Source organism: Bradyrhizobium neotropicale, from assembly GCF_001641695.1.
Taxonomy (GTDB): Bacteria; Pseudomonadota; Alphaproteobacteria; order Rhizobiales; family Xanthobacteraceae; genus Bradyrhizobium; species Bradyrhizobium neotropicale.
The window spans coordinates 13,805-34,625 of sequence record NZ_LSEF01000040.1; the positions used below are offsets into that span (position 1 = coordinate 13,805).

At 63.6% G+C, this 20,821-nt stretch carries 19 protein-coding genes and 1 pseudogene; 18 read left to right on the forward strand and 2 right to left on the reverse strand.

All coding sequences use genetic code 11. The features are described 5' to 3' along the window. Positions 1-44: 44 nt before the first annotated feature. Genes ihpA through AXW67_RS12230 form a run of 4 tightly spaced genes read left to right on the forward strand, consistent with a single transcriptional unit; the run spans position 45 to position 6,478 of the window. Positions 45-1,319: a divalent metal ion exporter subunit IhpA gene (gene ihpA, locus AXW67_RS12215; RefSeq protein WP_063678084.1), complete on the forward strand. Its 1,275-nt coding sequence runs from the start codon at positions 45-47 to the stop codon at positions 1,317-1,319. After that, the gene (ihpB, locus tag AXW67_RS12220; RefSeq protein ID WP_063678085.1) at positions 1,316-2,293 is read left to right on the forward strand and encodes a divalent metal ion exporter adaptor subunit IhpB; all 978 of its coding nucleotides are present in this window, start codon (positions 1,316-1,318) and stop codon (positions 2,291-2,293) included. Before ihpA ends, ihpB begins: the two co-directional genes overlap by 4 nt. Continuing rightward, entirely contained in the window at positions 2,286-5,498 is a 3,213-nt protein-coding gene (locus AXW67_RS12225) for an efflux RND transporter permease subunit (RefSeq protein WP_063678086.1), read from the forward strand. Before ihpB ends, AXW67_RS12225 begins: the two co-directional genes overlap by 8 nt. Positions 5,499-5,500: 2 nt before the next feature. Further along, on the forward strand, positions 5,501-6,478 hold the full coding sequence (locus AXW67_RS12230; protein WP_063678087.1) for a cation diffusion facilitator family transporter: 978 nt from the start codon (positions 5,501-5,503) through the stop codon (positions 6,476-6,478). Positions 6,479-6,620: 142 nt separating this feature from the next. Here the strand turns inward: AXW67_RS12230 and AXW67_RS12235 are convergent, their stop codons facing one another. After that, the gene (locus AXW67_RS12235; protein WP_063678088.1) at positions 6,621-7,481 is read right to left on the reverse strand and encodes a class I SAM-dependent methyltransferase; all 861 of its coding nucleotides are present in this window, start codon (positions 7,479-7,481) and stop codon (positions 6,621-6,623) included. Between the two features lie 545 nt (positions 7,482-8,026). Here AXW67_RS12235 and AXW67_RS12240 point away from each other — a divergent pair. Further along, positions 8,027-8,847: pseudogene (locus AXW67_RS12240) on the forward strand (caspase family protein); the annotation flags it as partial. A gap of 492 nt (positions 8,848-9,339) precedes the next feature. Here AXW67_RS12240 and AXW67_RS41800 read toward each other — a convergent pair. Further along, a complete protein-coding gene (locus AXW67_RS41800; protein WP_035683943.1) occupies positions 9,340-9,534 on the reverse strand; it encodes a hypothetical protein in 195 nt (64 codons plus the stop codon). A gap of 778 nt (positions 9,535-10,312) precedes the next feature. Here AXW67_RS41800 and AXW67_RS12245 point away from each other — a divergent pair. The 13 genes from AXW67_RS12245 (at position 10,313) to AXW67_RS12300 (ending at position 20,810) form a co-directional block, all read left to right on the forward strand. Continuing rightward, positions 10,313-11,749 (forward strand): tyrosine-type recombinase/integrase, encoded by a 1,437-nt coding sequence (locus AXW67_RS12245; RefSeq protein ID WP_082907864.1) that lies wholly within the window; start codon positions 10,313-10,315, stop codon positions 11,747-11,749. A gap of 518 nt (positions 11,750-12,267) precedes the next feature. Beyond that, positions 12,268-12,471, forward strand: coding sequence for a helix-turn-helix transcriptional regulator (locus AXW67_RS12250; RefSeq protein ID WP_063678090.1), 204 nt, complete (start codon positions 12,268-12,270; stop codon positions 12,469-12,471). Between the two features lie 145 nt (positions 12,472-12,616). Then, the gene (locus tag AXW67_RS12255; protein ID WP_161491248.1) at positions 12,617-14,071 is read left to right on the forward strand and encodes a DEAD/DEAH box helicase; all 1,455 of its coding nucleotides are present in this window, start codon (positions 12,617-12,619) and stop codon (positions 14,069-14,071) included. After that, entirely contained in the window at positions 14,071-15,024 is a 954-nt protein-coding gene (locus tag AXW67_RS12260; protein ID WP_063678092.1) for a DUF7146 domain-containing protein, read from the forward strand. The genes AXW67_RS12255 and AXW67_RS12260 overlap by 1 nt, the downstream gene beginning before the upstream one ends. After that, the gene (locus AXW67_RS12265; protein ID WP_063678093.1) at positions 15,021-15,524 is read left to right on the forward strand and encodes a hypothetical protein; all 504 of its coding nucleotides are present in this window, start codon (positions 15,021-15,023) and stop codon (positions 15,522-15,524) included. The genes AXW67_RS12260 and AXW67_RS12265 overlap by 4 nt, the downstream gene beginning before the upstream one ends. Before the next feature lie 614 nt (positions 15,525-16,138). Next, entirely contained in the window at positions 16,139-16,303 is a 165-nt protein-coding gene (locus AXW67_RS42695) for a hypothetical protein (RefSeq protein WP_161491249.1), read from the forward strand. Continuing rightward, positions 16,303-16,917 carry a hypothetical protein gene (locus AXW67_RS12270; RefSeq protein ID WP_063678094.1) on the forward strand — a complete coding sequence of 205 codons (615 nt, stop codon included), beginning with the start codon at positions 16,303-16,305 and terminating at the stop codon, positions 16,915-16,917. Before AXW67_RS42695 ends, AXW67_RS12270 begins: the two co-directional genes overlap by 1 nt. Next, a complete protein-coding gene (locus AXW67_RS12275) occupies positions 16,910-18,439 on the forward strand; it encodes a terminase large subunit domain-containing protein (protein WP_063678095.1) in 1,530 nt (509 codons plus the stop codon). Before AXW67_RS12270 ends, AXW67_RS12275 begins: the two co-directional genes overlap by 8 nt. Beyond that, positions 18,440-18,979: a hypothetical protein gene (locus tag AXW67_RS12280; protein WP_063678096.1), complete on the forward strand. Its 540-nt coding sequence runs from the start codon at positions 18,440-18,442 to the stop codon at positions 18,977-18,979. Further along, positions 18,976-19,680 (forward strand): hypothetical protein, encoded by a 705-nt coding sequence (locus AXW67_RS12285; RefSeq protein ID WP_063678097.1) that lies wholly within the window; start codon positions 18,976-18,978, stop codon positions 19,678-19,680. The genes AXW67_RS12280 and AXW67_RS12285 overlap by 4 nt, the downstream gene beginning before the upstream one ends. A gap of 247 nt (positions 19,681-19,927) precedes the next feature. After that, positions 19,928-20,320, forward strand: a complete 393-nt coding sequence (locus tag AXW67_RS12290; protein WP_145927570.1) for a hypothetical protein — start codon at positions 19,928-19,930, stop codon at positions 20,318-20,320. Beyond that, positions 20,320-20,544, forward strand: coding sequence for a hypothetical protein (locus AXW67_RS12295; protein WP_063678099.1), 225 nt, complete (start codon positions 20,320-20,322; stop codon positions 20,542-20,544). The genes AXW67_RS12290 and AXW67_RS12295 overlap by 1 nt, the downstream gene beginning before the upstream one ends. Further along, the gene (locus AXW67_RS12300) at positions 20,544-20,810 is read left to right on the forward strand and encodes a hypothetical protein (protein WP_063678100.1); all 267 of its coding nucleotides are present in this window, start codon (positions 20,544-20,546) and stop codon (positions 20,808-20,810) included. Before AXW67_RS12295 ends, AXW67_RS12300 begins: the two co-directional genes overlap by 1 nt. Positions 20,811-20,821: the final 11 nt, after the last annotated feature.

A 20,821-nucleotide genomic window follows, 5' to 3' on the forward strand; every position in this document is an offset into this window, starting at 1 on the left:
CGGGCGCAGCGCGCCCATGCCCCTTTCCTTCACAGGTCGTATTCATGTTTTGCAGGCGAACGGCCGCGCGCATGGCGTGCGCGATGGCTATTCTCATCAGCCCATCCCTGGTGCTGTCGTCACACGCGCAGACTTTGACGATGCGCGCTGCGCTGACGCGCGCGCTCGCGGCCAGCCCGCGGCTCACCGCGGCGGAACGCGATGTCGGCATTGCCACGGGCCAGCGCATCCAGGCCGGCGCGCTGCTCAATCCGGAGCTCTCCTACGAGCAGGACAACTCCTTCGGCTCCGGCATCTACCGCGGCACGAAGTCAGCCGAAACCACCCTCCAGATCAGCCAGGCCTTCGAACTGTTCGGCAAGCGCGAGGCGCGGATCGCCGCAGGCGCCGCAGGTATCGAGGTCGCCGCGATCCAGCGCAAGGCGATCCGGCTCGAGGTGCTGTCGGAGACGGCGATCGCCTTCCTCAGCGTGCTCGGTGCGCAACGCCGCATCCAGATCCTCGACGAGCAGATTGCCGCAATCGACCGGCTGACGCCGCTCTTGCGCCGCCGCGTCGAGGCGGGCGCCTCCTCTCCGGCAGAGACCGGCCGCGCCGAGGTCGCCTCCGCACTGGTCAAGGCCGATCGCGAGCGCCTCAAGGCGACCTTGGCCAGCGCCCGGCGGGAGCTTGCCGTGCTGATGGGCGATGCCGCGGCAAAGTTCTCCGAGGTCTCCGGCCGGCTCGACACCACGGGACGTCCGCCCTCGTTCAAATCGGTGGTTGCCGCGATCGATGCCAATCCGCAGCTGGTGCGCTGGACCGCGGTCTATGCGCAGCGCAATGCCGAGCTGCTGCTGGCGCGGCTAAAACCCTATCCGGACGTGCGGATCGCTGCCGGCTGGCGGCATTTCAACGAGACCAATGACGACGCGGTGCGCCTCACCGTCTCGGTCCCGATTCCCGTGTTCGACCAGAACCAGGGCAACATCCTCTCGGCGCAGGAGAGCCTCGCCAAGACCCGGGCCGAGCGCGAGGCCAACCGCAACACGCTGATCGTCATCGCTGGCCGTGCCTACGATTCGATCGATGGCTCGCTGCGCGAGCTTGCGGTGCTGCGCGAGACCGCGATCCCGAAAGCGACTGAAGCTGCGGAGGCGATCTCGCAAGGCTACGGCCAGGGCCGCTTCACGCTGCTCGAGGTGCTCGACGCCCAGGCGAGCGTCACCCAGGCACGCCTGCGCGAGCAGGAGGCGCTGCAGAATTTCCATGCAGGCGTTGCGACCATCGAAGGCCTCGTCGGCAATCCCTTCACGCTCGCCCGGGAGAGCGCAAGATGAAGACGTCATCCACCATCTTCGCGGCACTCGTCGCGGCGGCACTCGGCGCCTACGGCTACGCGATGCTCGCGCCCGCCAAGGTCGAGCCGGCCGGTCACGCCGAAGAGAAGAAGCCTGAGAAGCCGAACGACCATGTCGAGCAGGACGAGCACGGCGCCGACCGCATCCGGATCTCCGATGTCAAGCTCGCCGCCGCCGGCGTGACCCTTGCGGAGGCCGCGAGCGCCACGCTGACCGACACCCTCGCCTTCAACGGCATCCTGCGCGCCAACCAGGAAGCCGTGGTGCAGGTGACGCCGCGCTTTCCCGGCATCGCCAAGTCGATCCAGAAACGCATCGGCGACAGGGTCGCCAAGGACGAACTGCTCGCCACGATCGAGAGCAACCAGAGCCTTACCGTGTACGAGCTCAAGGCGCCGATCGGCGGCACCGTCATCGAGCGGCAGATTTCGCTTGGCGAATACGCCTCCGAGCAGAAGCCGGCCTTCGTCGTCGCCGACCTCTCGACCATCTGGGTCGATCTCTCGATCTATCGCCAGGACCTCCGGCGGGTCCGCATCAGTGACGAGGTACTGATCGATCCCGACGACGGCCGCGGCGAGATCAAGGGCACGATCTCCTATCTCGCGCCGATCGGTTCGAGCGAGACCCAGACCGCGCTCGCGCGCGTCGTGCTGCCAAATCCGGAAGGCTGGCTGCGGCCCGGCCTGTTCGTCACGGCGCGGCTCATCCTGGCCGCGCGCAACGTCAAAGTTGCAGCTCGCAGGAGCGCGATCCAGACGCTGGAGAACAGGACCATCGTGTTCGTTCGCGAGGACGGCGACAAGATCGAGGCGCGCCCGGTCGAGCTCGGCGAGTCCGATCCGCGCTATGTCGAGATCAAGGCGGGTCTTTCCGCCGGCGAGCGCTACGTCGCCGAGAACAGTTTCGTCGTGAAGGCGGAGATGGGCAAGGGAGACGCCGATCATGATTGAGCGTCTCCTTGCCTTCTCGATCCGACAGCGCTGGCTGGTCGTTCTCCTGACGCTCGCGGCCGGCGCCTTGGGCGCCTGGAATTTCACCCGTCTGCCGATCGATGCGGTCCCTGATATCACCAACGTCCAGGTTCAGATCAATACGAACGCCCCGGGCCTGTCTCCGCTCGAGGCTGAACAGCGCATCACTTTTCCGATCGAAACCGTGATGGGGGGCCTGCCCAGGCTCGACTATACGCGCTCGATCTCGCGTTATGGCCTGAGCCAGGTCACGGTCGTATTCCAGGAAGGCACCGACGTCTACTTCGCCCGCCAGCTCGTCAATGAACGCATTCAGCAGGTGAAGGACCAGCTGCCGGCCGGGACCGAAGTCGCGATGGGACCGATCTCGACCGGGCTCGGCGAAATCTACATGTACACGGTCAGCGCCAAGCCGGGCGCGAAATCCGCGACCGGCCGCGACTACACGCCGACCGAGCTCCGGACCATCCAGGACTGGATCATCAAGCCGCAGCTCCGCACCGTCCCCGGTGTGGTCGAGGTCAATTCGATCGGCGGCTACGAGCGACAATTCCACGTGCTTCCGAACCCGGGCCAGCTGATGGCCTACAATTTCGGCTTCCGCGACGTGCTCGCCGCCCTGGCCGCCAACAACGCCAATGTCGGCGCCGGCTATATCGAACGCAACGGCGAGCAATATCTGGTCCGTGCGCCCGGCCAGGTCGCAACCATCGATGAGATCCGCGACATCGTGATCGGCTCCCGCGGCGGCGTGCCGGTTCGCGTTCGCGACGTCGCTGACGTCCAGGAAGGCAGGGATCTGCGCACCGGCGCCGCATCGGTCGACGGCCAGGAGACCGTGCTGGGCACCGCGATGCTGCTGATCGGCGAGAACAGCCGCTCGGTGGCTCAGCGGATCGCGGCAAGGCTTGGCGAGATCGCCAAGTCGCTGCCGGACGGCGTCGTCGCGCGCGCGGTCTATGACCGAACGCATCTCGTGGAAGCGACCATCGAGACGGTTGAGAAGAACCTGTTGGAGGGCGCCGCCCTCGTCATCGCCGTCCTGTTCCTTGTGCTCGGCAACATCCGCGCGGCGCTGATCACCGCCTGCGTCATTCCACTCTCGATGCTGCTGACGATCACCGGCATGGTCGGGACCAAGGTCAGCGCCAATCTGATGAGCCTCGGCGCGATCGACTTCGGCATCATCGTCGACGGTGCCGTCATCATCGTCGAGAACTGCCTCCGCCTGCTCGCGGGGGAACAACACAGGCGCGGACGCCTGCTGTCGCTTGCGGAACGCACCGAGACGATCCGCGCCGGGGCCAGCGAGGTGATCCAGCCGAGCCTGTTCGGAACGCTCATCATCGCCGTGGTCTACCTTCCGGTCCTGACCCTGACCGGCACCGAGGGCAAGATGTTCACGCCGATGGCGCTGACCGTGCTGATGGCGCTGGCCGGCGCGGCTCTGCTGTCCGTCACCTTCGTTCCTGCCGCGATCGCGATCCTGGTCACCGGCAAGGTGTCGGAGACGGAGAACATCTTCATGCGCGCCGCGAAGCGGGTCTATGTTCCGCTTCTCGACCGGGTCATTCGCTATCGTGTCGGCGTCGCCCTCGCCGCTCTCGTCATCGTCGCCGGCAGCCTGTTTGCCGCGACCCGGATGGGCGGCGAATTCATCCCCAGCCTGGATGAGGGCGACGTGACGATCGAGGCGATCCGGATTCCCGGAACCAGCCTGACGCAAAGCGTCGAGATGCAGCTTCGACTCGAGAGCGCACTCAAACAGGTGCCTGAGGTCTCGACCGTGTTCTCCAGGCTTGGAACTGCGGAGGTCGCCAACGATCCGATGCCGCCCAACGCGGGCGATACCTACGTCATGCTGAAGCCGAAGGAGCAATGGCCGGACCCCGGCAAGTCCAAGGCTGATGTCGTCGACGAGCTCGAGCGTGCCGCCAACACGCTGCCTGGCACGACCTACGGCATGACGCAGCCGATCCAGATGCGCTTCAATGAGCTCATCGCGGGCGTGCGCAGCGACGTCGGCGTCAAGATCTTCGGCGACGACCTCGATATCCTGCTCGGCATCGCGCAGCAGGTGCAATCCGTCCTGCGTGGCATTGAAGGCGCCGCCGACATCAAGACGGAGCAGGTCGCGGGCCTGCCGATCCTGACCGTCAAGCTCGACCGGCAGGCGCTGTCGCGCTACGGCCTCAGCGTCGCCGACGTCCAGAACGTGGTCGAAATCGCCGTCGGCGGAAAGCCAGCCGGCAAACTCTACGAGGGCGATCGCCGCTTCGACATCGTCGTGCGCCTGCCGGAGAACCTGCGTGCCAACCTTGATGCGATCAAGGCCATTCCCATCTCCCTGCCCCCCGCACCGGAGGGTGCGGCGCTGACCAGGACGGCATGGACGGGAGCAACTGGCGCACCGCTGCGTTACGTGCCGCTCTCCTCTCTGGCCGCGGTAGAGGTCGCGCCGGGACCGAACCAGATCAGCCGCGAGAACGGCAAGCGCCGCGTCGTGGTCGCAACGAACGTGCGCGGCCGCGATCTCGGCTCCTTTGTCGCCGAGGCGGAGGCCGTCGTAGCGCAGAAGGTCAAGCTGCCGCCGGGTTACTGGATCGGCTGGGGCGGGCAGTTCGAGCAGCTTGTCTCTGCGACCAAGCGGCTCACGATCGTCGTTCCGGTGGCGCTCCTACTCGTATTCCTGCTGCTGTTCATGAGCATGGGATCGGCCGCCGATGCGCTGCTTGTATTCAGCGGCGTGCCGCTGGCGCTCACCGGCGGCGTCGCGGCGCTGCTGCTGCGCGGCATCCCGCTGTCGATCAGCGCCGGCGTCGGCTTCATCGCGCTGTCGGGCGTCGCCGTGCTCAACGGCCTCGTCATCATCGCCTTCATCGAGAGGCTGCGCCGCGAGGGCCGCTCGGTCGCGGACGCGGTGCGCGAAGGCGCGCTGACGCGCCTGCGCCCGGTGCTGATGACCGCGCTGGTCGCCTCGCTCGGCTTCGTGCCAATGGCACTCGCCACCGGCGCCGGCGCCGAGGTGCAGCGGCCGCTGGCGACAGTTGTGATCGGCGGAATCATCTCCTCGACCGTGCTGACGCTCTTGGTGCTGCCGGCGCTCTATGTGCTGTTCCGCCGTGACGGAACGAGCGAAACGCCTACAATGGCCGCTGACTTGGCCGCTGCGGAGGAGCGATAGAGGTGGGCAGCCACGACCATCAAGCCGGTCATGACCACGCCGGCCACGATCATGGCCATGATCATCATCACGGCCACGATCATGGCCATGCGCACGTCCACGCGCCCGCCAATTTCGGCAAGGCCTTCGCGATCGGCATTGCGCTCAATACCGCACTGGTCGTGGCCGAGGCGGTCTATGGCTATATCGCCAATTCCACCGCGCTGCTCGCCGATGCCGGCCACAATCTCAGCGACGTGCTCGGTCTGGTCGTGGCCTGGGGCGCATCGGTCGCGGCCAGGCGCGCGCCGAGCGGCCGCTTCACCTATGGCCTGCGCGCCTCCACCATCCTCTCGGCGCTGGCCAACGCGGTGTTCCTGCTGGTCGCGACGGGCGCGATCGGTTGGGAAGCGATCCTGCGCCTGCGCGAGCCGGAGCCGATCGCCGGCGTAACCGTGATGGTGGTCGCCGGCATCGGCATCCTCATCAACGGCGCCACCGCGATGCTGTTTGCGAGCGGGCGCAAGGACGACATCAACATCGAAGGCGCCTACCTGCACATGGCCGCCGATGCCGCGGTCTCGCTCGGCGTCGTCGTCTCGGCGGCACTGATCATCTGGACCGGCTGGCTATGGCTCGATCCCGTGACCAGCCTCATCATCTGCGCCATCATCCTGTGGAGCACGACCAGCCTGCTGCGCAGTTCCATCGACATGTCGATGGCGGCGGCACCGAAGGGCACCGACCTCGACGCCATCAGGGCATTTCTGCTGAACCGCAACGGCGTATCGGCGATCCACGATCTCCACGTCTGGCCGATCAGCACAACCGAGACGGCGCTGACCTGCCACCTCGTCATGCCCGGCGGCGCGGCGGGCGATGCGTTCCTGATGGAGACGGCGCAGTTGCTGAGGACGTCCTTCCGCATCGGCCACACCACGCTCCAGGTGGAGACGCGGCCCGACAACGGCTGTGCGCTGGCGCCGGATGATGTGGTGTGAGGGGGGCATGACGGATGCAGCGCGAGAGTGCGTCAACCTCGTCATTGCGAGCGAAGCGAAGCAATCCAGACTGTCGCCGCGAAGACGGCCTGGATTGCCTCGTCGCTCCGCTCCTCGCAATGACGGCGAGAAACCCCGCCCCCTACGCCGCCTTCGCCGTCACGATCCAGATCGCGCCCTGGAGCGCCACTGACTGTCCCTTCAGGAACGGCGTGAGCGTCTCGCGGATCGAGGCCTTGGCGGCTTCATAGGTCTCCGGCGGGTGGCCCTGAAGCGCGCGGCTGGCCGGGCCGATCTGTAGGGCGCCGTCGACGGCCGCCTCTAGTCCGCCGCCGATCGCGATGTCCATGGCGAGATTGTGCGGCTCCACGCCTGCGTCGACGAAGCCGGCCCCCTTGAGGATGCGCATCACGCGCTCCTCCGAGGCGAAAGCGAACGGACCGGGCTCCTCGGGACCAACCGGCGGCATCTTCGGCACGTGTTTGTAGACCGCCATCAGCGGCGCCATCATCCAGGGATTTTCCCGCGGCTCGCGCCAGCAGGCGAAGGCCAGCCGCCCGGACGGCTTTAGCGCGCGACGGAGGTTGGTGAAGGACGCGATCGGATCGGCGAAGAACATGACGCCGAAGCGCGACGCCAGGAGGTCGAAGCTCGCCGGCTCGAACGGATAGACCGTTGCATCCGCCAACACGAAGTCAAGCGGCAGCCCCTTCGGCGCCAACGCACGCGCCTGCGACAGCATCGGTTCTGATACGTCGAGGCCGAGCGCGAACCCGCTCGGCGCCACCGCCTTCGCAAGCGCGAACGTCGTCGCACCGGAGCCGCAGCCGACATCGAGCACGCGCTCGCCGGGCCTCGGCTTGGCGCGGTCGATCAGCGCTTCGGCAATCGGTCCGAGCAAACTCTCCTGCGCTGCATGGCGGTCGGCCCAGCGCTGTCCGCTCGGGCCATTCCAATAGGCGATCTGGTCGGCGTTCTCAGCGTGTCCGCTTGGCTGTTCCATCGGTCATTCCCATCTACGTGATGCTCATCGCCACCGGCGCCGCACTCAGAACAAATTACGTCGTTCTTCTTCATCGCTTGGCCTCACGAGGCACGCGTCATAATTCTTTAGCATGAGTTTAGTCGCCGCAAGAGCGGTTCGATATGTCAGATATTTTGATACGTTGTCCTGTCACGGGCCAGGCCGTGCTAACCGGCCTGACGACAGAGATCGTTGTGTTTGAGACCCTGCCTGACGTCGACATCCCCCTGAGGTGTCCGCGCTGTGGCCAGACGCACCGCTGGAAACCCACGGACGCCTGGGTCGCGCACCCCGTCAATCCTGTACGCCACTAGTGTTCACCTGGCGCAATCCCCTGGTTGGCCGAGCCGTTCGAGGGTTGAGGGAGTTACGAAGCTTTGCAACCAGTCGTGTTGCGTGAGCGCATGCTGAGCACACATTGGCCAATCCTTCCCGCGCGGGCGCCTGTGACGTTCATCACAAATGGGGCTTTGCCTTGATGGCATGCTCTGACTACTCCGATCACATTGCGATTTGGGGCTGCAATGGGCGCGATTCGGATTTTTCTATTTTTACTGGCCGTATTCTGTCTTGCCTGCGGATCGGCGCGCGCGGAAAAGCGCGTCGCGCTTGTGATCGGCAATTCCGCCTACAAGAGCGCGCCCAGGCTCGCCAACCCCGTGAACGACGCGTCCATTGTCGGCGGCATGTTGAAGAAGGCCGGGTTCGACCTGGTCGAGGTCAAGCTCGACCTCAATGCCGCGGAGATGCGCCGGGCGCTGCGCGACTTTGGTGGCAAGACGCGTGAGGCGGAGGTAGCCGTCGTCTACTATGCCGGTCACGGCATTGAACTGGACGGCACCAATTATCTCATCCCCACCGATGCCACGCTCGAGACGGACAGCGATGTCCTCGACGAAACGCTACCGCTGGAGCGCGCCCTGTTCGCCGTCGAGACCGCCAAGCAGCTTCGTCTCGTCATCCTCGACGCCTGCCGCGACAATCCCTTCTCCAAAACCATGAAGCGCACGATGGCCGCGCGCGCCATCGGCCGTGGCCTCGCCAAGGTCGAGCCGAACAGCCCGAACACCATGATCGCCTTCGCCGCCAAGGCGGGCTCGACCGCCTCGGACGGCGATTCCAGGAACAGTCCGTTCGCTGCGGCCCTGGTCGAGCGACTCCCCACGCCCGGGCTCGACCTGCGCAAGGCGTTCGGCTTCGTGCGCGACGATGTCCTGAAGAACACAGGCTACAAGCAGGAGCCTTACGTCTACGGCTCGCTCGGCGGCGATATGTGTCGCTGGTCCCGGCAAAGCCAGTCACCGCAGGACCGCAAGCGAGCCCTCAGGACGCGATCCGCCGAGACGGCCTGCGTCAAGATCGCCTGCCGCGCAGGCTACCGCGTCAATGACGACAATGAATGCGAGAAGGTGCAGGAGAAGAAGCCGGTCGCGACGCGCGATGACGAGGCCAAGCGGGATGCTGAGCGCAAGAAACTCGAGTCCGCACCGGCAACGCATCAGACAAGCGGGCAGATCATCTGCAACCAAGCGGGGTGTCGGCCCGTGGCTAAGGGATGCCACGTCGTGAGGACCGCGGGAGGATTGAACCCAAACTCCAGAATTGCGACGGGTAACGTCTTTGAACACGAGGTGTGTAACTGAGGGGACCGCGGCGCGCGGCTGGCGCGCATCGCACGCGAGCCATTGGTTTACTGCGCCAATCGCCGCAGAAGCACCGCGAGCGGCCATTGGTCAGCCGTTTCGGCACCGGCGGGTGCCCGCGAGATAGCAAAGGCTCGTAATTCGAACCGCAGCCCCTTTCCCCGCCCAGGGCGCCGGCGCCGCAACGCGTCAGCTCATTCGGCTGCCAGCGCGGCCCCGGTTCGCTTGGCAAGGACGCGGCGAAAATCCGCGGAGAGCTCGTCGTAGTAGTGAGCAAGCTCCTCGTAAAAGGCCCGACCGGCCTCATCAGGAGCTTCCTGGGCCGCTTTCATGCAGTGCGCGGCTTTGGCTTCGTACCTTTCCAGCTTCGTGCGAAGATCACTCGTCACGGCGATACTCCACGCTGATTACAGGGAGCTGGAACGGTGGTTCGGGCGGGGATCGAAAAGATGACCGAATGAAGGCAATTTTGGACCCGCTGGCGGCCCTTTTTGGGCGCCGCACGCCTGGCGAAGGCGGCAAGAGCGCCCGCCAACTCGGTTCGGGTGTCAACTGGCCGGCCTGCGGAGCCGAAGCTCGCGGCGAAAAAAAGCCCGCCTTCGCTCGCGTCAAACCGACCCACGGACGTTGAGTGATTTGTCACTGCCACCCTGAAGGACGGCCCTCCCGGATCAGGAAAACAAGAAGGTCCCAATCAGCAGGCCCGCAGCAAAACTAAGCAGCCCGAGGGTGGAGGCTGAAATGATGCGAACGAGGATGCGAACCTGCTCCTCGTACTCCTGTTCTGCCGAATTGTGGGACTGAGCCGTCACTGAAACTGCCCTGCCATCACCGGATTTGCCGGATGTACGCGCAGAAATGTGGTTAAGGCGAGGCATTTCGACCCCGCCGCAATGACGCAGCCCATCGCAGAAGGCAAGGCCGCCTTCGAAGAGCGCTAACTGTTTGATTTGTGTGGTGGGCGGTCACGGATTCGAACCGCGGACCCTCTCGGTGTAAACGAGGATACGGTCGGTTTCACTGCATTTCACTCCGTATCAGCACGGTGTGCAGAACCGACGGAATTCATTGCGCTTTCTGCCCTGATCGTTATCAACCTATTTCAGGGTATCGCAACAGTAATCGCGTCAATCTGCTACCCGCTGTTACCCGAACAAGGTGGTCAGCATGGCGCGCTCTGCACTTACAGCTCTCTCGGTTAGCAGGATCAAACGGCCGACGTCGAAGACGGCGCGGGCCGAGCGGTACGACGCGATCGTCCCCGGCTTTGGCTGCCGGGTGACGTCGGAAGGCTCACGGTCCTGGATCTTCGTCTACAACTCGCCGACGCAGAACAAGCGGCGCCGCTACACCATCGGTGCCGTCGACTTCGACAAGCCCGACGGCAAGACGACCTTCGATCTCGAGCAGGCCAGGGCCAAGGCGTCAGAGCTTCGCGGCATGGTGAAGGCCAAGCGGGATCCGGCCGAGGAGCGGGACAAGGCGACCGCGGCCGCCGTGGTAGCGGCGCAGGCCGAGCAACAGGAGAATGACCGGCCGGATTTTGCTGCGATTGCGAAAGCATACAAGGCCCGTGAGCTTTCAAGACTACGGCGCGGTTCGGAGCTCGGCCGCATCATCGATCGGGAACTGGTCGGGCCGTGGGGCAAAAAGGCCGCGGCCGATATCACCGCAGTTGACGTAGAGGAGCGCATCCTGGCGCTGGTCAACGCAGGCAAGCCGGAAGCCGCGCGCAAGCTCCTCGAGGTCATCCGACAGCTTTTCGATTGGGCGATGGCTCATCCGTCCTACCGGCTCGATCGCTCGCCGGCTGATCGCCTGAAAGCCATGAAGCTGATCGGCAAGAAGGCCAAGCGCAAACGGATCCTCTCGGATGACGAGTTGCGCGCGGCGTGGCGGGCCGCTTGCCGCATGGGCTATCCGTTCGGTGACATGGTCAAGGTGTTGATGCTGACGGCGTTGCGTCGCAACGAGGCAGCGGAGGCGCATCGCTCAGAATTTGAGATCGGGCGCAAGCTCTGGACTATTCCGGCCGAGCGCATGAAGGGCGAGGAAGACGAGAGCGGACCGCACGTCGTGCCACTGTCGCCCGATCTGCTCACCATCATCGAGAAGCTGCCCTCGTTCAATGGCGGTGACTTCCTGTTCAGCACCGGCGACGGCGCCGAGCCGATTTCCGGCTTCTCGAAGATGAAGCGGCGCTTTGACAAGCTGATGCTTGAGGAGATGCGCAAGATCGCGACCGAACGGAATGACGCTGGATTGCGCGCCCGCATCGGTGAAATCGAGGCGGCGATGGCGCGGTTGTCACAGGCCCGCGGCGAGGAGCGCAAGAAGATCGTCGCCGACCTGAAACGCCTCTGGTACGTCCTGCACGACATTCGCAGAACAGTACGGACTCATTTGTCGGCGTTGCCTGTGCCGGAGATGGTGCGCGAACTCATCCTCGCTCACGCCAAGCCTGAGCTTCACAAGATTTATGATCAGTGGGCCTATCTGGACGAAAAGCGCGAGGCGCTTGAGCTGTGGGCCGCGCGTCTCAAGAATATCGTCGACCCGCCGAATGATGCGCCGGCCGACAACGTCATCGCGCTTCGGGCATAGACATGAGGCGGCCAAACCCCGGCGACACCTCGGCAGCCGCTTATGACCTTGGGCTGACGGAAGACGCGCGCGAAGATTTCAGGCGGCGTCTTACGCTGATGTTTGCCGAGGCCTGCGCCATCTTTGGCCCTGATACGGCAGCGAAGCTCTTCCGGGATCATGCCAGAGCTAAGCCGAAGCGGGTCAAAGGCCGGCGGCCGCCTCCACCGCTGAAGCGCAGAGGTGCGCACGATCCTATGGGCGATCGTGATCTCGTGCTGCTTTGGAAGACCGGCAGTTGGAAGAGTAAGCGCGCGTTCGCTGAAGCTGCGCTCAAGAACCACTCGGTCAAGCACCGAGGAAAGTCACGCGCCCAAGACAAAAATCTGCGTGACAGTCTCGTCCGAAGGCTCAATCGCGCGCTTCAACGTCAAAGTGAGACAAGTAGGTAAGGCGACAGCAACGGCCTAACTGTCCCACCAAGACCGACCGAATAACCGATAGATGGGACGACATCCAATTAACGAGGATGTCTGCCCATGAACATGCTCCGCAAGCCTGCAGTCCTGAAGAAGACCGGACTCAGCTATCCGACAATTTATCGATACATGCAGGCGGGCAAATTCCCGCTGCCGGTGCAACTCGGCCCGAACTCCGTCGCCTGGATCGAGAAGGAGGTCGACGAGTGGAACGCCTCGCGCCCGCGCGCCTCCATCAAGCTCATCACGGAAAACGCAGCCTAGAAACACCACGACCCGGCGCGAGGTCTCGCAACCGGGCCGTGGGAATGAGCGTGCCGAAGCCAATCAGCACCGCTCTCCTACGCCCTCCCGGAATCCATAGCAAGACCCGCCCGGCCGTCTCCGAAAGGTTTGGCCAATGGGCGCAATGCTTCGTCCACAACAGACTAACCTGATCCAACAGATCGACCAGGCCATCGCCGACGGCTGCCGCCGGATCATGGTGCAGGCACCTACCGGCTTCGGCAAGACCATCATCGCCGGCACGATCGCCGGCAAGATACTGGACGCGGAGAAGCGGGCCATCTTCACGGTGCCTGCGCTGTCGCTCGTCGACCAGACCGTCGAGAAGTTCTTCCACGAAGGCATCTATGACGTCGGCGTGATCCAGGCGCAGCACTATCTGACCAACTACGCGCGGCCCATCCAGGTCGCGAGCGTGCAGACTCTGCAACGTCGCGCCGTCCCAGCGGCCGATCTCGTCATGATCGACGAGGCGCACCGCTGGTTTGAATTCTACGGCGAATGGCTGAAGCGCCCCGAGTGGGCCGACGTGCCGTTCATCGGTTTGTCGGCAACGCCATGGACGCGCGGTCTCGGGAAGTATTTCGATAAGCTCATCATCGCCGCCACCACGGCCGAGCTGATCGAGGCCGGGTATCTCTCGCGCTTCCGCGTGTTCGCCCCGGCATCGCCCGACCTTAGCGATGTCCGCACCGTGGCCGGAGACTACCACGAAGGCGACTTGTCAAAGGCGATGGATAAGTCCGCCTTGGTCGCCGACGTCATCGACACATGGATCGAGCGTGGGCGCGGACGTCCCACCCTCTGCTTCGCCGTCGACCGCGCGCACGCGAAGAACTTGCAGCAGAAGTTCATCGCGGCCGACATCGTCGCCGAATACATCGATGCTTATACCGCCGCTCCTGATCGCGAGGCTATCGCCAAGCGCTTCCACAAGGGCGAGGTTGAGGTCGTCTGCAATGTCGGATGTCTCACCACTGGCATCGACTGGGATGTCCGCTGCATCATCCTGGCGCGCCCGACCAAATCAGAGATGTTGTTCGTCCAGATGATCGGCCGTGGCTTGCGCACCGCCGACGGCAAGGACGATTGCCTGATCCTGGATCACAGCGACAACCACATCAGGCTAGGTTTCGTTACCGACATTTCGCACGACAAACTTGACGACGGCCGCGAGCGCCAGAAGGCGGAGCCGAAGGCCAAGGAGGCACTCCCAAAGAAGTGCCCGAAGTGCACGTTCCTGAAGCCTCCGAAGACGCCGATCTGCCCGGCCTGCGGCTTCAAGCCAGAGCCCAAGTGCGACATCGTCAACAACGAGGGCGAGCTGATCGAACTCGCTTCGCGCACTTCCGCAAAGGCGTCCACGCAGCAAGATCGCGCCTTCTTCTATGCTGAACTCCGCTGGATCGAGTGGGAGCGCAACTACAAGAAGGGCTGGGCCGCTCACCAGTACAAAAATAAATTCGGCTCGTTTCCGCCGTGGGGTTGGAATCAGTCGCCCACCTGCACACCGACTGCGTCGACGCTCTCTTGGATCAGGTCCAGGCAGATTGCCTTCGCCAAGCGGAGGGCATCGTAATGATCGCCCTCTCCACCAAAGAGCGAGCTCGCGGACAATGGCGCAGCATCCTCCCCGCGCTCGGCATCGATGAGCGCTTCCTCCGCGGTCACAATTGCCCTTGTCCGGTATGTGGCGGCAAGGACAGGTTTCGCTTCATCGATCGCCGCGGACAGGACGGTGACGGCATGTGGGTCTGCAATCAGTGCACGCCCAAGCCCCGCCCGGCGATCGAGCTCGTCATCAAGTTCACAGGCAAGCCGTTTCATGAAGCGGCGAGGATGATCGACAATGTCATCGGAGGCCAACCGGCGGTCCGAACAACTCCGATCCGGGCTACGAACGAGAAGACATCCGCCACCTATTTTCACTTGAAGGCCTGGCGGCGCGGCGGCCCCGTTCGCCCTGGCAGCATCGTGGATCGCTATCTTCGGCACCGCGGTGTCGGTCTCGACATCTATCCGCCGTCCCTTCGCGTCTGTGAGACGGACTGGCATCGCGACGACAAGACAGGCGCCACGTCGCGTCATCCAACCATGCTCGCAGCGGTCCTCAACCCGGCCGGCAAGCACGTCTCTACACATAGGACATTCATCGCACCTGACGGATCGGGCAAAGCGAACGTCGATCCGGCTCGACGGACCACCGGCAAGCACGGCAGCGGGCCCGCAATCAGGTTGATGCCGGCGGCGCCGCTGATGGGCATTGCCGAGGGCATTGAGACCGCTCTCTCTGCTGCCAAGCTGTTCCGAATTCCGACCTGGAGCGTGCTCTCCGCTTACGGCATCGAAACATTCGAACCACCGCCCGAATGCCAGCGCCTGATCGTGTTCGCCGACCACGATGCTCACGGCCGAGGTCAGCAAGCCGCGGAGATCCTTCGCACCAGGTTGCACATCCCCGTCGAGATCAAGATGCCGAGCCTGCCCGGTACGGACTGGAACGATGTGCTGCTCGAGGAGCTCCGCTCATGAAAAACCTCGCCGAGCAATATTTCAGGTTTCCTCGCAGGCTGCTGACCAGTCCTGCATGGTCGGTGCTCAACATCCACGAACGGCGCGCCTTCGACCGGATCATGGAAGAGCATCAATCCAAGTCCGGGTTCGTCAACGGCGGGTTGGTCATCACCAAGCGAGATTTTCTGCTCTACGGCATCGACACGCCCCACATTGCGCCCTCACTGCGCGTGCTCTGCGCGCTCGGCATCATCGAATGCACCCGCAACATGGGCGGATCGCGGAGCGGCCGCACGCCCAACATGTGGAAGCCGACGTTCCTGCCAAGCACCCCGACGGCCAACGACGCCTCTCACGCCTACCTGGACGTCAAGACGGAAGGCGAGGCCAAGGACATCGCGCACAAGCTCCGTTTCAGCAGGACACGAGGCGATGGAGCACCGCCAGCAAAACAGCCCGAGAGGCCGAAGCTGCGGGCTATCTCATTGTCTCCGGCATCATCACCAAAGGTTGTGTAAATGCGCAGGCACACGAGTTCGAATGGTTGGCATGTCCCACCCAAACGTTGGTTGGTATGTCCTACCCACAAGAGCACTTTGCGGGATGGCATGTCCTACCCAAACCCCTCTGTGGAGCGGGTTGGTATGTCCCACCCACCTTATAGATTTAATCCTTATCGGGGGATGATGATCCCCGCTGTGACAGGGCACGGAGGGTTGTGCTGCGGTCGCAAGCATGACGCCCCGCTAAGGCAGATCATCCTCAGTCGTTTCTTCCCCCCTAGAATTTCCGTCGGCCCCGTTCTGTGCCCGTCTGTCTCGGAGCACATCGCTGGGCACGATAGCATCTGTGAGTCAGATCAATGGCTTACGTGGTGTGCTCCCCGTTCGGGTAACATCGGGGTAACGGCTCGACCGTTGTCGCAACCGCTGAAGTCCCAAAATGCTCGGTGCTTCCCCGTAAAAGACCGGAGTACGGGGTGCCGTACCCGTCGATCGCAAGTCGTTGCTGATTATCGACGACCAATCCGAGCACACGAGCCCGCTCTCAAACCTTCCTCCGAATTTCGTAGTGCGTTGTTGCGTTTCCCTTCGTCCTGCACCGTCACGCGCATGATTTCGGAGGTGTCGCGATGAAGCGCGAGAAGGTGACGTTTGAGGCTGAGCCGGAGGTTAAGGCGACGCTGGAGACGTGGGCGCGCGAGGAGGACCGGAGTGTCGGTTCTCTGTTGCGCCGTATCGTCGAGCAGGCGACGCAGGAGCGGCGCGCCGCTGTGACGGTGTCAGAGGCGCGGTGATGGCGAAAGCAAAGCGTACGGCCGCCGTAGCCCCGGCAAAGGCCAAGCCGGATTGGGGCCAGATGTCACCGGAGATGCGGGCGCTGCCGAACGACATGTGGCGGGCGTTCTGCCTTGCGCTGGTCACCGGACCGGGCGGGCATGGGAAGTACACCGCGGCGGCGCGCGCGGCCGGGTTTGGGCAGGGCTCGACGCCGGCCAATCTGGGCAAGCTGGCCTGGCAGCTGGCGCATGATGACAGGATGGTGGCCGCGATCGCCGCGGAGGCGCGCCGCTTTATGCGCGCTGGTCATGCCGAGGCGGTGAACGCGCTCTACACCATCGCCGGCGACGCGAAGCACAAGGACCAGATGCGGGCGATCTCGGAGATTCTGTCGCGGACGGACCCGGTGGTCACCAAGCAGGACATCAGCGTTACGCACAAGGTGATCGACCCGGACCAGGAGGCCTTGGAGGAGCTGCGCGCGCTCCGACAGATCGGAGCCACGCGCGAGAAGCTGGTGGAGCTATTCGGCCAGAACGGGCTTAGCCGCCTCGAAAAACTGGAAGCCGCCGAGAACGCGCGGCGGGCCGCTGAGGCCAAAATCATCGAGGGCGAGGTGGTCCATGGCTGAGGACGTTCCGGATCCGCAGGCCCTGGCCCGACTGGCGCGGCAGACGCTGTCGTCGGCCGAGCGGCGCAAGAAATATCGCCGCTTCGATTTCATGGGCACGGATTTCTTCTACCAGACGCAGCTCGAGTTCTTCGCGGCCGGCTCCTCCGGCGTGCACCAGCGTCTCCTGTCGGGCGGCAACCAGACCGGCAAAACCTTGTCCGCATCGTTTGAGGTCGCGCTACATGCTTGTGGGACATATCCCGATTGGTGGACTGGAAAGCGCTTCAACAAACCGGTGCGCATCTGGGTGGTCGGCGAGTCCGGCCAGCTCGTGCGCGACACGATCCAGAAGAAGCTTTGCGGCGAGGATGAGATCGGGACGGGAATGATTCCGCTCGAAAGCTTCGCCAAGCGTCCGATCATGGTCCCCGGCGGCACCGGCGCGGTCGACACCGCCTTCGTCACGCATCAGACCGACGGCATCACCGACGGCACGTCGACGATCACCTTCAAGTCATTCGAGATGCGCCGCGAAAAGCTGCAAGGCGAATCCGTCGATATCGTATGGATCGACGAAAAGCCGAGCGAAGACATCTACAGCGAATTGCTGGCGCGCACCTCGGCCACGGACGGCCATATCATCGTCAGCTTCACGCCCGTCGGCGCCGGCGGCGGAAGCGGTGTCACCTACAAGTTTTTGTCCGAGCCGTCTTCCGATCGCGCGGCATTCCGCATTCGCTCCGATGAGGTCAGGCACATCAGCGAGGCTCGTCGCGAAGAATTGGCGTCGAGCTATGGCGAGCATGAACGCGAAGCCCGCCTGGAGGGTACGCCCCAGCTCGGCAGCGGACCGGTGTTTCCGCTCGAGCTTCTGCCGACGGTGGTGAAGAACTTCGACCCCGGCATGGACATTCCAGGCTATGCCCGCTGGTGCGTCGGCATTGACTTCGGCTTTGGCCATCCCTTCGCCGCGGTGCTGATCGCCTGGACGCATGACATCGGCGAGGTCTGGGTGATCGACTCGTTCCGGATGGAGCGCAGCAGCGCGCTCTATCACACCCAGCGCATTCACAGCATGACGCGCGGCCTGCGCATCCCGATCGCCTGGCCTCACGACGGTAATCAACACGACAAAGGCTCAGGGCTTTCGCTCTCGAAGCAATATGAGGGCTTCGGCGCCAATATGATGAAGGGCCATGCGATCAACCACGGCACCAAGACCAATTCGGTTGAGCCCGCGCTGCAGGAAATTCGCGAGATGATGTTCAGCAGCAAGTTGAAGATCAGCCCGCAAAACACCGAGTTGCTGGAGGAACTCCGAAATTACCATCGCGATGAAGACTTCAGGCTGGTCAAACAGCGCGACGATCTGGTCTCGGCGATGAGGTACGCGATCATGATGCGCCGCGGCGGCCGCGTGCTGTCCGATTGCGACGGTGTCGGCTATGGTGCCATGCCTCTCGCCCGCCAGCGCCGCAACAGCAGCAGTAGCAGTCAAACCGCGTCAGGCCTCGATTTCGATATCTTCACGGGGCGCTAGGTGAAGCCGCGGATCATTCGCTCAAAGGATGAGATCCTGGCCGTTCTGCTCGAGCGGAAGGAAGAGCTCGATATCAGCTTCGAGCAACTGGATGATCTCGCCGGCATCCCGGCGGGATACAGCAGCAAGCTGATGGGCCCGCACCCGGCGAAGAATCCTGGTCCCACATCCCTCGGCGCCCTTCTCGGCGCCCTGGCCCTCGGCATTTGTCAGATCACGATCGCCGTGGATCCGGCGCAGGAGGCATCGATCGGCCATCGCTGGGTGAAGCGGAAGCAATTCGGGCCGAGGCCGCGCACTACAATGCAGTGCGTTGTTGTGCAGAACGAGCCACGGCAGGGTGAGCTCAGATTTGACGGGTGTCAGGAAAAGGACCGGACCATGTCGACGGAGACGTTCACGATGCGAGTCGAGTCCGAATTCAAACGGAATTTGAAGCAGGCAGCGCAGAAGGACCGGCGAACACCATCCGATTTTGCCCGCCTCGCAATCGAGGACGCGATCAAGGCCAAAGAACCCAAGCAAGGAGAAGCCGCATGACGATGACCCGCGCGCCGGCCATTGCGCAAAAGCTGGAAGCCGCCCGCTCCGTCCGCGCTTCCATAGATCCCGAGATCGCTCAGGCTGCCCTCGAAGCAGCCGAAGGCGCGCGCGGCGCCGACAAGCGTCTTGCGGACCTGCGCGCGCGTGTCGCTATGGCAGATCGCGAGGTCGCGGAACTGGAGAAGGCACACGCCTTGGCGGCTCGCCTTGATCGTCAGGCAGCCGTTCAGGCAGTGGCCGAGATGCGGGCCGAACAACTGGCAGACTTCAAAGTCAACATGGAGCAGCGCGAAAAGGCCATGGCAAAGGTCATGGAGGCGGCCGCGTTGATGGCGAAGGCATACGCCGAATACTCCGAGGCGACATTGGCTGCACAGATCGCGATGCCGACAGGAACGAGCATTCCGGTGATGGCGGTCGGGCCCGATGGTGTGTACGGCCCGGTCTTTGGTCCGTGCGAACGTTTGATCCTTTCAGAGCTCTGGCGTCTGGCACCGCCGCGATCGGACGGCATCGGCAGGTTTTTCGTTCCGTTTGCGAAGCCGACCGTTGAGTTGTTCCGGCGCCAACCGGAAGCCATGCCAGCCGGCATCGATGAACTGCGCTCCGCCAATCAAGCGATTGTCATCGACGTCGAGAAACAGGTTGCAAAGATGAACGAAAGCGCGATGGCCGCAGCATCGAAGGAGGCCGCATGACCGATTTCAGTGGAATGACCAGATCAGCCTGTCCGGCCGCATGCAAGATTGACCATTGTGTGATTTCAGGTCGCGCGGTGTGCTCTCACCCATGCGGTTCGGGGCTTCAGGAAGCGATTGCCCTCTCAGATCCTGGCGCGGTCCTTCGCTATGCCGAGGCCTCCAAGCTTTGCAAGCCGATCAGGGCGCAAAACCTCGTTGAGGAGTCGCAGTGATGACGGATCAGACGAACGAGCCGCAGGACATCATGACGCTGACGCCCGAGCAGGCGACCGAGAAGTTGGCCGCGATGGCGAAAGACTATTTGGCAAACGCCGGTCAGATACCGCAGCAGCCGTCGACGCAGACGGTCGAGCAGATGCTCGAGCAGCAAGCCAAGGACGACGACGCGCGCGATGCCACGGGCTTGTCGGATTATCTCGCCGGCGTCGGATTGCCGGCATCGGAGCAAGCTGGTCGGGAGGTTCTGGCATGGGCCCAAGGCGGCACCATCGATGCGACGATGCAGCGTCAAGCGCGGGAACGGCTTGATGCGCTCGGCCGCAATCCCGAATTTGTCCGCAACCTCCTTCAGGGCGGATCGCAAGAACTGCGGATGCTGACGATCGCCAACACGATGATCAACGCGGAGGCCAAGTGATGCGGTACAGTTGCCATTTCCTGCATGAAGCGTCGGACGAGAGGCGAACCATCATTGCCGCGCTCACACTCGCCGAATGCCTATCGGTCGACAGTCTGCGCAAGCACAAGGGCGCCACGACTGCTGACACCGTGGCGGCGGCCTACGCGTTGCGTCACGCTTACGCCGAGCTGCCGAAGGGCTTTCTGCATGTCTCTCCGCCCGAATTGATCATGGGGGCCTGATGGGACCGATCGAGAACTTTCTAACCGAGATGCGTGAACAGCCGTGCATTGGCTCGGAGCTCGTCGACCAGCTCGAGGGGGCTCACCGCGCGATGGAAGCGGAAGCGCTCAGCAATATGCATGCGCGCGAACTTCTAAGGGCCATTAACTGGATCACGGCCCACACCGAGCGTTCGATCGTCGAGCGACTGGACCAAATCCAGCGCCTCACTTCGTTCAAGACCCACGTGATTTTGAACATGCCGCATTTCACTGGATGGACCTAGCAGAGGAGACT